This is a genomic window from Pantoea sp. PNT03 (assembly GCF_014852515.1).
GTDB lineage: Bacteria > Pseudomonadota > Gammaproteobacteria > Enterobacterales > Enterobacteriaceae > Pantoea > Pantoea leporis.
Genome location: NZ_JACVBT010000003.1, coordinates 390530 through 402702, shown reverse-complemented (window position 1 = coordinate 402702; position 12173 = coordinate 390530). Strand labels below are relative to the sequence as shown.

The 12173-nt window shown below is 54.6% G+C and carries 12 protein-coding genes and 1 tRNA gene; 6 read left to right on the top strand and 7 right to left on the bottom strand.

Annotated features, from left to right (window positions below; genetic code table 11):
- Positions 1-16: 16 nt before the first annotated feature.
- The 6 genes from IB226_RS13620 to aspA form a co-directional block, all read right to left on the bottom strand.
- Entirely contained in the window at positions 17-712 is a 696-nt protein-coding gene (locus tag IB226_RS13620; RefSeq protein WP_101762304.1) for an RraA family protein, read from the bottom strand.
- Positions 713-1153: 441 nt separating this feature from the next.
- Positions 1154-1229 (bottom strand) — tRNA-Phe (locus IB226_RS13615).
- Between the two features lie 108 nt (positions 1230-1337).
- On the bottom strand, positions 1338-1916 hold the full coding sequence (locus tag IB226_RS13610) for a transcriptional regulator (RefSeq protein ID WP_101762303.1): 579 nt from the start codon (positions 1914-1916) through the stop codon (positions 1338-1340).
- Positions 1917-1982: 66 nt separating this feature from the next.
- Positions 1983-3683, bottom strand: a complete 1701-nt coding sequence (locus IB226_RS13605; RefSeq protein ID WP_192235900.1) for a protein-disulfide reductase DsbD — start codon at positions 3681-3683, stop codon at positions 1983-1985.
- A gap of 83 nt (positions 3684-3766) precedes the next feature.
- The gene (locus IB226_RS13600) at positions 3767-5068 is read right to left on the bottom strand and encodes an anaerobic C4-dicarboxylate transporter (protein ID WP_192235898.1); all 1302 of its coding nucleotides are present in this window, start codon (positions 5066-5068) and stop codon (positions 3767-3769) included.
- Positions 5069-5185: 117 nt separating this feature from the next.
- Entirely contained in the window at positions 5186-6622 is a 1437-nt protein-coding gene (gene aspA / locus IB226_RS13595; RefSeq protein WP_101762300.1) for an aspartate ammonia-lyase, read from the bottom strand.
- A gap of 375 nt (positions 6623-6997) precedes the next feature.
- Here aspA and IB226_RS13590 point away from each other — a divergent pair, with 375 nt between their 5' ends.
- The 4 genes from IB226_RS13590 (at position 6998) to IB226_RS13575 (ending at position 10179) form a co-directional block, all read left to right on the top strand.
- Positions 6998-7450 carry an FxsA family protein gene (locus IB226_RS13590; RefSeq protein ID WP_192236087.1) on the top strand — a complete coding sequence of 151 codons (453 nt, stop codon included), beginning with the start codon at positions 6998-7000 and terminating at the stop codon, positions 7448-7450.
- A gap of 191 nt (positions 7451-7641) precedes the next feature.
- Complete coding sequence (locus IB226_RS13585; RefSeq protein WP_101762298.1) at positions 7642-7935, top strand: co-chaperone GroES; 294 nt, start codon at positions 7642-7644, stop codon at positions 7933-7935.
- Between the two features lie 46 nt (positions 7936-7981).
- Complete coding sequence (gene groL, locus IB226_RS13580; protein ID WP_101762297.1) at positions 7982-9634, top strand: chaperonin GroEL; 1653 nt, start codon at positions 7982-7984, stop codon at positions 9632-9634.
- 197 nt (positions 9635-9831) lie between these two features.
- Positions 9832-10179 (top strand): DUF4156 domain-containing protein, encoded by a 348-nt coding sequence (locus IB226_RS13575; protein WP_008104416.1) that lies wholly within the window; start codon positions 9832-9834, stop codon positions 10177-10179.
- A 37-nt stretch (positions 10180-10216) separates the two neighbouring features.
- On the opposite strand, the gene epmB is transcribed toward IB226_RS13575, so the two are convergent.
- The gene (gene epmB, locus IB226_RS13570; protein WP_192235896.1) at positions 10217-11245 is read right to left on the bottom strand and encodes an EF-P beta-lysylation protein EpmB; all 1029 of its coding nucleotides are present in this window, start codon (positions 11243-11245) and stop codon (positions 10217-10219) included.
- Between the two features lie 42 nt (positions 11246-11287).
- Between epmB and efp the strand changes: the two genes are divergently transcribed.
- Both efp and IB226_RS13560 read left to right on the top strand, forming a co-directional pair.
- Entirely contained in the window at positions 11288-11854 is a 567-nt protein-coding gene (gene efp / locus IB226_RS13565; RefSeq protein WP_034826669.1) for an elongation factor P, read from the top strand.
- A 145-nt stretch (positions 11855-11999) separates the two neighbouring features.
- Positions 12000-12134, top strand: a complete 135-nt coding sequence (locus tag IB226_RS13560; RefSeq protein ID WP_007886592.1) for an entericidin A/B family lipoprotein — start codon at positions 12000-12002, stop codon at positions 12132-12134.
- The last annotated feature ends 39 nt before the right edge of the window (positions 12135-12173 follow it).

Below are 12173 nucleotides of genomic sequence, written 5' to 3'. Positions count from 1 at the left end.
TCGCGCGGTTTTGTTTCTAACGAAACACATCATCAATGATTTCAACCTGCTTGGTGCGCAGCGTCTCATCCAGCCAGCTGCGTTCGAGTGAGCCGGTTTTCGCCAGCTCGAAGTTGTGTTCATCAACGATTAAATACGCCTGCGCCGCTTCGAGAATGCGTGCGGCATCCTGGCGAGGAATCACAATCACACCATCCGCATCGCCCAGCACGATATCGCCCGGTGAAACGTGAATTTTACCGCAGGCAATTGGCACGTTGATCTCGCCCGGACCATCCTTGAACGGGCCGCCCGGCGTGTGACCGGCGGCGTAGATGGGGAAGTCCATGCGTGACAACCCTTCGATATCGCGGACCGGTCCGTCCAGCACAATGCCTTCCATACCGCGCTGTCTGGCATAGGTCGCCATCACTTCGCCCATCAGCGACTGGCTGCGATCGCCCTCGTTCGACAGAATAATCACATCGTTTCGGCCCGCCATATCCAGCGCTTTGTGCAACATCAGGTTGTCACCGGAACGCGCTTTAACCGTCACCGCCAGGCCACACATGATCGGTTGGCGCGGCGCGGTTTTCAGGCTGATCTCGGCCGACAAGGCGGGCAAACGGCTCATGCAATCCGCCACCACCGCAGCCGGTAACCGGCGAAAAGCTTCCAACAGCGGTTCGGCATCGGCGGGACGACGTAAATAGATTCGGTTTCCTGCGCTCATGGTTATTTTCCTGTAGGGAGTGATTTAATTAATCGCGTTGTGTTCCTGGATAAATAATTAAATGTAAAAGTAAGCGTTTTTATTTTTGGTTGTGATGAGTCATTACTTCATTTAATAGGGTGTTCAGCTAACAAGCTGAATCATCGGATGATTACTGGAACGTGATTAAGCTTACGCGATTACGCAGATGTTACGCAGGGGATGTTACGGCTAACCGAGACAGGATCACGAATTACTATTTCGGATGAATTTAACTCACTGATAATTAATTTTATTGGATTTTATTATGGGGAGATAGATTAAAAGTATTAGCTGGAGATAAATATATTGGCATCGATCAATGCTGGATAATCAGCATGTATAGAGGGAAGGGAGGCAGTAGCTGAGATGAGCAAACGCAGAAAAGCAAAAACCCAGCCATAAGCTGGGTTTTCAGAATGTTGGTGCCCGGACGCGGAATCGAACCACGGACACGGGGATTTTCAATCCCCTGCTCTACCGACTGAGCTATCCGGGCAACGGGGCGCATTAAACCCTAATGGCTTACAGCCGTCAACGGCTTTCGTCAAAAAAGCGGTGCAATCGTGATTGATTGCTTGCTTTTCAGACAAGGTGAACAAAAAGGCTACGCCAGCGCACCATTTTTACGGCACAGCGCGATACCAAGTACATCTTCCGCCAGACGGCGCGCCGTCGCGACATCCTGTACGTTGCGTTTCACCAGCAGTTTGCTCAGGCAACCTTCCAAAATCAATTCCATCTGATCGGCCACCATGCTGGGATTATCCAGCGCTAGATCGACCAGAATTTCATGGGTGAATTGCCAGGAACTGCGCTTTTGCTGTTCGGCTAGCTGATGCACCGGCTGATCGGGTTGCGGATAGAAGCTGCAGGCGGCGATAAACAGGCAGCCGGGAAAACGGCCTTTGCTGACGTGCTCACTCAGCACTTCGTAGCGGGCTAACAACTTTTGTTCGGCGCTGAGGTGTTCATCAAGCTGCACCTGACGACGCCAGCTGTCAATCTGCTGGCCGTGATAGCGCAGCGCGTCATACAGCAAGGCATCACGATCGGGCCAGAAACGCGTGAGTTGTTCGGCTTCAAGACCGGTTGCGCCAGCCAGCTGAGTTAGGGAAGTGGTGGCGGCCAGGCCACTTTGTTCGAGCACATTCAACGCATGCTCGAGTATTTGTTCACGTTGCAAGTGACTCTCCTCTGGAATGCGGGCCCGCTCGCGGACGAACGGGCAGTGTCCTGCTGACAGTGTCGTTTAACGTGACACATTCTGCAAATGCGCGCGGAAATCGGCGGCGTTGAGGAAGCCGGTGACGCGCGAATCGGGGATCTCTTTGCCTTGCGCATCGAAGAACAGAATGGTGGGCAAACCTAAAACCTGCAGATGCTGCAACAGCGCGTTGTCCTGCGCGTTATTGGCGGTGACATTGGCTTGCAGCAGTTGTACCTGACTTAGCGCGTTACGCACGCCCTCATCGCTGAAGGTGTATTTCTCGAACTCTTTGCAGGCCACACACCAGTCGGCGTAGAGATCGATCATGGTGATACGGCCTTGCGCCTGCTGCAGCGCGCTGTCGAGCTGCTCGCTGCTATTGATGGTGTGGAACGGCAGATGCGCCACGGCTTGCGCGCTGTTGCTGCTGCCAAACGCCCAATCCTGTAGCGGGCGCGCACTGACCAGCGCGGCAGCAAGCATGATGACTTGCAGCACGCGCCATTTGCCGCTGGCGCGCAGGCTGAGGCTGAATGCCCAGGCAAAAAATGCCACGCCAAGCAGGCTCCACAGACGGATGCCCCACAGATCGCCAATCACGCGTTCCAGCAGGAATACCGGTAGCGCCAGAATCACAAAGCCAAAACCCTCTTTGACGGTTTGCATCCACGGCCCACTTTTTGGCAGCAGCTTGTTGCCAAACATCGTCACGGCAATCAGCGGCAGGCCCATGCCGAAGGCATACAGCCACAGCGTGCCGGCTCCGGCCCACAGATTACCGCTCTGCGCGATGTACAGCAGAATGGCGCTGAGCGGTGCGGTGGTGCAGGGCGAGCAGATCAATCCGGCCAGTGCGCCCATCATAAATACGCCCGGCAGCGAGCCACCTTGCTGGCGATTACTCCACAGCGTGAGGCGCGTTTGCAGGCTGGCAGGCAATTGCAGCGAGAACAGGCCAAACATCGACAGCGCCAGCACGATAAACAGCGCCGATAAGCCAATCAGCACGTAAGGATGTTGCAGCGCCGCCTGGAAGCGTAATCCGGCCGCTGCCACAACCATGCCGAGCACGGTGTACGTCAGCGCCATACCTTGCACATACACCATCGCCAGCGCGAACAATCGCCCCATCGAATAGCGGCGCGGGCCTCCTAAAATGATGCTGGAGATCAGCGGATACATCGGCAGCACACACGGCGTGAAAGCGACGCCAATACCAATCAGCAGCGCCCAAAGCGGTGAAAACGGCAGCGGCGTGCTGTGATTGGCGGGCTGCGCGCTGACCGCAGGCGCAGCCTGATTGACGGCAACCGCGCTCAGCGGCACCGCGCGGGTTTCCGGCGGATAGCAGAAGCCCGCAGCCGCACAGCCCTGATAGGTCACGGTGACGGTCGCGCCGGCAGCGGCCTGGCGCAGCGTGATCGGCAGTTGCAGATCCTGCGGATAGATTTCACTTTTGCCGTAGAACTCATCTTCATGCGGCTGGCCCGGCGGCAGCGTGAGTGGAGCAATTTGCGCTTTTTGCGGCGTGACGTGGATTTGCTGGCGATAGAGGTAGTAGCCATCCTTCACTTTCCAGCTGAGCGTCAGCTGATTGCCTTGCTGAGTGAAGTCGAAGCCAAACGCCTGATCAACCGGCACAAAGCGGCTGTTGTTGTTCGGGGAGAAGAGTGAGGCTTGTGCCGAAAGGCAGAAAACCAGCGCCAGGCAAAAGCCGGCAAGGCGAAAGAGTCGTGCAGCCATAGCGAATGAGTGAGCTCCGGTGGCGAATAGGCCGCGATAATAACACGACCGCTTCGCCACGAGGTTTTCAGGATGTAACCGCGCTACAGAATCAGGCTGCCAAACAGGAAGCCAAACGCCACCGAGAAGGCAATCGCCAACACGCCGGGAATAATAAAGGAGTGATTAAACACAAACTTGCCGATACGCGTTGAACCGGTGTCATCCATTTCTACCGCGGCCAGCAGCGTAGGATAGGTTGGCAGCACAAACAGCGCGGAAACCGCCGCAAAGGACGCGACGGCGGCCAGCGGCGAGACGCCCAGCATCAACGCGGCAGGCATCAACGCTTTGGTGGTGGCGGCTTGCGAATAGAGCAGCGTGGCGGCGAAGAACAGCACCAGCGCCAGCATCCACGGATAACCTTGCAGCATGTCACCGGCTAACGCCTGGATATCGTTGAGGTGCGCTTTGACAAAGGTATCGCCCAGCCACGCAACGCCCATCACGCAGATGCAGGCGCTCATGCCCGATTTAAAGGTGCTGGCGCTGAGGATTTCACCGGTATCGACTTTACAGGTCAGGCAGATCAGCGTGGCAACGGTCAGCATAAACACCACGATGGCTTCGTTGCGTGGCAGCACGGGATTGCTGATCAGGCCAACGCTGTCGCTAATTGCGGTGGCGTAGAGCACCACGGCGGCGATGCCGATCAGGAACAGCAATACGGCACGCTTCGCGCCCGGTTTGATGTCATAAACCTGCTCACCGCGCAGTTTCACTTCACCTTTCGCTAAACGCGCCTGATATTTCTCATCATCCCTGAGCTCCTTGCCGAGAAAACTGGTGATGATGGCGGCGCAGAAGATCGCTGCCATGGTAGAGGGAATCGCCACACCCAGCAGCGCCAGATAACTCACGCCATGCGGTTCCAGGATTGAAGCAAAGAATACCACCGCCGCCGAGAGCGGCGAGGCGGTAATGGCAATCTGCGAGGCGACGACCGCAATCGACAACGGACGCGACGGGCGCACGCCTTGCTCTTTCGCCACTTCGGCAATCACCGGCAAGGTGGAGAACGCGGTGTGACCGGTGCCGGCCAGCAGCGTCATGACATAGGTGACCAGCGGCGCAAGGAAGGTGACATAGCGTGGATGGCGGCGCAGCAGGCGTTCTGCTAATCCCACCAGATAATCGAGACCGCCGGCGATCTGCATCGCGGCAATTGCGGCAATCACCGCCATGATAATTTCGATTACATCAAAGGGAATCGCGCCGGGTTTCAAGCCGCACATCAGCGTCAACGCCAGCACACCTAAACCGCCCGCGAAACCAATACCGATGCCGCCCAGACGCGCACCGAGCCAGATCGCCAGCAGGACAATAACCAACTCCACTACTACCATTCGTTCCACTCCCTGAGCCGCGGAGAAATCCCGACTCTTAAAGTTGTAGCCGCCAAAATGAAAAAAGCACGCCGCATTGTATATGGGCGTGCTGTTGGCAACTTGATCCGGAACGGATTACTGTTCGTTTTCGTCGGTGTAGCGTTTGGCTTTGTACGCCGGATGCATCAGGTTCTGAATGGAGAAAATGTCATCCAGTTCGGTTTCCGTCAGCAGGCCACGCTCCAGCACCACTTCACGTACGCTCTTACCGGTTTCGGCGCAAATCTTACCGACGATATCGCCGTTGTGATGGCCGATGTACGGGTTGAGGTAAGTGACGATACCAATCGAGTTGAACACGTAAGCTTCACACACCGCTTTGTTGGCGGTGATGCCGTTGACGCATTTTTCCAGCAGGTTGAAGCAGGCGTTAGTCAGGATGCTGATCGATTCAAACAGCGCCTGGCCAATCACTGGCTCCATCACGTTGAGCTGCAGCTGACCCGCTTCTGACGCCATGGTGACGGTGATGTCATTGCCGATCACTTTGAAGCACACCTGGTTCACCACTTCTGGCACCACCGGATTGACTTTGGCGGGCATGATTGATGAACCGGCCTGCAGTTCAGGCAGGTTGATCTCATTCAGGCCGGCGCGCGGACCGGAGGAGAGCAGGCGCAGGTCGTTACAGATTTTCGATAGTTTCACGGCCAGGCGTTTCAGCGCCGAGTGCACCATCACGTACGCGCCGCAGTCGGAGGTGGCTTCAATCAAATCTTCTGCAGGCACCACCGGCAGATTACTCACTTCCGCCAAACGCTGTACCGCCAGCTGCTGATAGCCATCCGGCGTATTGAGACGTGTGCCGATGGCGGTGGCGCCGAGGTTCACTTCCAGCAGCAGTTCAGCGGTGCGCAGAATGCTGCGAGTCTCTTCATTCAGCAGCACGTTAAACGCGTGGAACTCCTGGCCAAGCGTCATCGGCACCGCATCCTGCAGCTGAGTACGGCCCATTTTCAGAATGCTTTCGAATTCAACCGCTTTGCGCTGGAAACCTTCGCTCAGCTGATTGATGCCGTCGAGCAGCTTCAGGATCGAAGCGTACACCGCGATACGAAAACCGGTTGGATAAGCATCGTTGGTGGACTGACACTTGTTCACGTGATCGTTGGGATTGAGGTACTGATATTCACCTTTCTGGTGGCCCATCAGCTCCAGGCCGATGTTGGCCAGCACTTCATTGGTGTTCATGTTGACCGAGGTGCCCGCGCCGCCCTGATAGACGTCAACCGGGAACTGATCCATGCATTTACCGTTATTCAGCACTTCATCACAGGCCTGAATAATGGTGTTGGCGATATTGCGGGGAATGGTCTGCAACTCTTTGTTGGCGAGCGCGGCTGCTTTCTTCACCATCACCATACCGCGGACAAACTCCGGTATGTCGCTGATTTTATTGTTACTAATGTAGAAGTTTTCAATCGCACGCAGAGTATGAACACCGTAGTAAGCGTCTGCCGGAACTTCGCGCATGCCTAACAGGTCTTCTTCGATACGAATGTTGTTCGCCATGATTACCTTCTTGTTATTGCTGCCTGGTTACTGCCGGGCGTCGGGATGGACGGGCGGCAAACAACGTGCAGGTGAAGCGATTATATTGTCGTGGAATGTCAGCGCCGACATATTATCCATCTTCGCACTGACGGGCACGATCATATTCTGATGTTACAGAATTGTTTGTGCACAGATCACTTTACGGGCTTTTGCAGGCCCAGCGGTAATAACGATATGTGATGTACTTCGCAATTTTAAGTCAGTGGGAAAAAAATGGCAGGATCGGTTGAAAATGCCGGTGCAAATGCCCATCTCTATCAATACGGTCGTAAAGACCCTCCCTTTTTGCTGCCTGGCCATTTGCGGGGCAGCTTCAACTCACAGGAGAACTCGGTGCGCTGGTTACCGTTCGTGATTTTTTTTGTTTTGGCCTGGATTGAGATCTCAATCTTCATTCAGGTCGCGCATGCGCTGGGCGTGCTGCTCACCATGCTATTGGTGATCTTCACCTCGTGTATTGGTGTGTCGCTGGTGAAAAATCAGGGCATGAAGAACTTCCGTTTGATGCAGGAGAAGCTGGCGCGTAACGAAAGCCCGGCGGCTGAGATGACCAAAAGCGTTTCGCTGATTATCTCTGGCTTCCTGCTGCTGTTGCCCGGTTTCTTCACCGACTTCCTCGGTTTACTGCTGCTGTTGCCGCCGGTGCAGAAGCATCTGACGTTGAAGTTGATGCCGCACTTGCGCGTATGGCGAGGTCCGGGCGCCGGTCCGGATGCGGGTTTCACCGTGGACGGTGAATATGAGCGCAAAGATCAGGACCAAATAGGTCATGACAAAGACCATTAGATAATAAAGGCGGCGCAAGCCGCCTTTTTGTTGCTTTTTTCGCCGTCTGTTGCAGAAACGAAAATATTTATATTTTTTGCCCTTGAAAGCCCACTTATTGCCCCTATCTCTTCCAGCACGAGGCTGGAAGCCCTGCTGTCCGGCTCAACCCCAAAAATGAATGATTGGACTTTCTAAAGGAGAGCTATCAAATGAAAATTCGTCCATTGCACGATCGCGTTATCGTCAAGCGTAAAGAAGTCGAAGCTAAATCAGCGGGCGGCATCGTGCTGACCGGTTCAGCTGCCGGTAAATCTACCCGCGGTGAAATCCTGGCTGTTGGCAAAGGCCGCATCCTGGAAAACGGTGAAGTTAAGCCACTGGACGTAAAAGTGGGTGATCTGGTGATTTTCAGCGAAGGCTACGGTGCTAAAACCGAGAAAATCGACAACGAAGAAGTTCTGATCATCTCCGAAAGCGACATCCTGGCAGTTGTTGAAGCGTAATTTACGCGCAATTCACTGAACGAAACGAATTTAAGGGATATTTGAAATGGCAGCTAAAGACGTAAAATTCGGTAATGACGCACGCGTAAAAATGCTGCGTGGCGTAAACGTACTGGCAGATGCAGTAAAAGTTACCCTGGGCCCGAAAGGCCGTAACGTGGTTCTGGATAAATCTTTTGGTGCACCGACCATCACCAAAGATGGTGTTTCTGTTGCGCGTGAAATCGAGCTGGAAGACAAGTTCGAAAACATGGGCGCACAGATGGTGAAAGAAGTGGCCTCTAAAGCGAACGACGCAGCAGGCGACGGCACCACCACCGCAACTGTACTGGCTCAGGCCATCATCACCGAAGGCCTGAAAGCCGTCGCTGCGGGCATGAACCCGATGGATCTGAAGCGCGGTATCGATAAAGCCGTTATCGCCGCCGTTGAAGAACTGAAAACCCTGTCTGTGCCTTGCCAGGATTCACGCGCGATTGCACAGGTTGGTACCATCTCTGCTAACTCCGATGAAACCGTGGGCAAACTGATTGCCGACGCGATGGACAAAGTGGGCAAAGAAGGCGTTATCACCGTTGAAGAAGGCACCGGCCTGCAAGACGAGCTGGACGTGGTTGAAGGTATGCAGTTTGACCGCGGCTACCTGTCTCCGTACTTCATCAACAAGCCAGAAACAGGCGCAGTTGAGCTGGAAACCCCGTTCATCCTGCTGGCTGACAAGAAAATCTCTAACATCCGCGAAATGCTGCCAGTGCTGGAAGCCGTTGCGAAAGCCGGTAAGCCACTGCTGATCATTGCAGAAGACGTGGAAGGTGAAGCTCTGGCAACGCTGGTGGTGAACACCATGCGCGGTATCGTCAAAGTGGCTGCGGTTAAAGCACCTGGCTTCGGCGACCGTCGTAAAGCGATGCTGCAGGATATCGCTATCCTGACCGGCGGTACCGTGATCTCTGAAGAGATCGGTATGGAGCTGGAGAAAGCCACCCTGGAAGATCTGGGTCAGGCAAAACGCGTTGTGATCAACAAAGACACCACCACCATCATCGATGGCGTGGGTGATCAAGGCGCTATCTCTGGCCGCGTAACGCAGATTCGTCAGCAGATCGAAGAAGCAACCTCTGATTACGACAAAGAGAAACTGCAGGAGCGCGTAGCGAAACTGGCAGGCGGCGTAGCCGTGCTGAAAGTGGGCGCAGCAACTGAAGTTGAAATGAAAGAGAAGAAAGCACGCGTTGAAGATGCCCTGCACGCGACACGTGCTGCGGTTGAAGAAGGCGTGGTTGCCGGTGGTGGTGTGGCGCTGGTTCGCGTTGCAGCGAAAATCGCCGCATCTGGCCTGAAAGGCGATAACGAAGATCAGAACGTGGGTATCAAAGTTGCGCTGCGCGCAATGGAAGCACCACTGCGTCAGATCGTTTCCAACGCCGGCGAAGAGCCTTCAGTTGTTGCTAACAACGTGAAAGCAGGCGACGGTAACTACGGTTACAACGCGCAGACTGAAGAGTACGGCAACATGATCGACTTCGGTATCCTGGACCCAACCAAAGTGACCCGTTCTGCGCTGCAGTACGCTTCATCGGTTGCGGGCCTGATGATCACCACCGAAGCGATGGTGACTGACCTGCCAAAAAGCGACGCACCTGACTTAGGCGGCGCTGGCGGTATGGGTGGCATGGGCGGAATGGGCGGCATGATGTAATTGCCCCTGACTGCTTAAGTCATCTGGAAAACCCCCGATCGGAAACGGTCGGGGGTTTTTCTTTTGCTGGGGAACAAGGTATAAGTAAGGGCGCAATACTTCGGCTTTACGGGTTTAGGGCAATGAATGTTCAGAAAAAAAGTGCGCTTTTCTGCTACGCTGCCGCCCGACACTGATGATAATAAATGGGGATTACAATGCGGATTAACCTCTTGCTCGGTCTGGCAGTCGGAACTTTACTGCTGGCGGGCTGTAGCAGCTCCAATCAACTGAGTGCTGGCGGCGAACGTGTGACCTTCGTCGACCAACAACCCGCAAGTCAATGTCAGCTGCTGGGAACGCTTACCGGCTCTCAGAGCAACTGGCTGAGCGGTTCAGGCGGTGAAGGCAGTTCACTGCGTGGCGCAGCTAACGACCTACGCAACCGCGCGGCAGAAATGGGCGGCAACGTGATTTATGGCGCCACCAGCCCGACGCAGAATCTGCTGTCAGCTTTCGCACCGCTCGACAGCAAAATGACCGGCCAGGTGTATAAGTGCCCGTAAGTTGCAGTTGTAAAAAAAGCCGCTGATGCGGCTTTTTTTATGCCTGACGCAGCTGCAAATCCAGCGGCGTCTTGCTTGGCTCGCCGCCAATCTCACGCGCCAGTTTCGGCACCATATAACCGGAAACCATCGGCAGCAGCTGGCGCATCAGCCCACGTGCTTCCTCATCTGACACAAAGAAGTGCGCCGCGCCTTGCACCTTATCCAGCACGTGCAGGTAGTAGGGCAGAATGCCAGCATCAAACAGCGCATTACTGAGATCCGCTAGCGTCTGCGCATCATCATTCACATCACGCAGCAACACGCTCTGATTGAGCAGCGTCACGCCGGCACGCTTCAGCATCTGCATGCCGTAACGCAGCTCATCATCAATTTCCTGCGCATGGTTGATATGGCTCACCATCAATACCTGCAGGCGCGTGTCCGCCAGAATCTGACACAAGCTTTCGGTGATACGCGACGGGATCACCACCGGCAAGCGGCTGTGAATACGCAGGCGTTTGAGATGCGGGATTTTCTCCAGCGCGCCCACCAGCCATGCCAGTTCATGATCTTTCGCCATCAGCGGATCGCCGCCGGAGAAGATGATCTCGTCCAGTTCCGGATGCGTGGCGATGTAGTCAATCGCTGCCTGCCAGTTGCGCTTGTTGCCCTGATTATCCTGATAGGGGAAATGGCGGCGGAAACAGTAGCGGCAGTTGACCGCACAGCCGCCTTTTACCAGCAGCAGCGCTCGGTTTCTATACTTATGCAGTAAACCCGGCACCACGCTGCTTTGTTCATCCAGCGGATCGGTGCTATAACCTGGCGCATCGATAAATTCCTGACGGCTGGTGAGCACTTGCAGCAGCAGCGGGTCGGTCGCGTCGCCTTTTTTCATGCGTGCGATGAAGGCGCGCGGTACGCGCAGGGCGAAAAGCTTGCGCGCATCCGCGCCTGCAGCCAGATCAGCATGCTGATCAAGAGATAAAAGTTGCAGTAATTCAGCAGGTTCGGTGACAACATCAGCTAGTTGCTGCAACCAATCTTCTCTGACGGGGGGATTTAGGGTTACAATGTGTGCCATTTTTTTGGCTATTTACCAGTTCAATATTTACAGAGGGCCTTTATGGCGACTTATCTTAGCAACGATTTCCGTCCCGGTCTTAAAATCATGTTCGAAGGCGAGCCATATGCCATCGAAGCCAGTGAGTTCGTTAAGCCGGGTAAAGGCCAGGCATTTGCGCGCGTTAAAATGCGTCGTCTGCTGACCGGTTCTCGCGTTGAGAAGACCTTCAAATCTACTGACTCTGCCGAAGGCGCAGACGTTCGTGATATGACGCTGCAATACTCTTACAACGACGGCGACTTCTACTACTTCATGCACCCAGAATCTTTCGAGCAGTATCAGATCGAATCTAAAGTGCTGGATGACGTGACCAAGTGGCTGCAGGACAATGCGGATTGTATCGTTACCCTGTGGAACGATAAAGCGATCGCTGTTCAGCCACCGAACTTCATCGAAGCGGAAGTTATCGAAACCGATCCAGGCCTGAAGGGTGATACCGCAGGTACCGGCGGTAAGCCCGCTACGCTGTCGACTGGCGCAGTAATCAAAGTGCCACTGTTCGTGCAGATTGGCGAAGTGGTAAAAGTAGATACCCGCTCTGGCGAATACGTTTCTCGCGTAAAATAATCGTCAAATCAGGCGCATCATTGATGCGCCTTTTTTCTCACTGTGTGTTTCCCTTCTCTTTTTTCATCCGTCCAATCCGCAGTTTTACAGATCAAGACTATGCTTTAAGAGCTGTACTTTTACTGCAACCAAAAAGGATATGGCTATGTTAAAGAAAAGTATTGTCGCGATTTTTTCCGTGCTGGTGCTCTCATCCGTTCTGACCGCTTGTAACACCACGCGTGGTGTTGGCGAAGACGTTTCGGCGGGCGGCAAGGCAATCCAGCGCAGCGCACAGTAAGATAGTCCGGTGCGAAAGCGACTTTCGCACCGGTCCTCC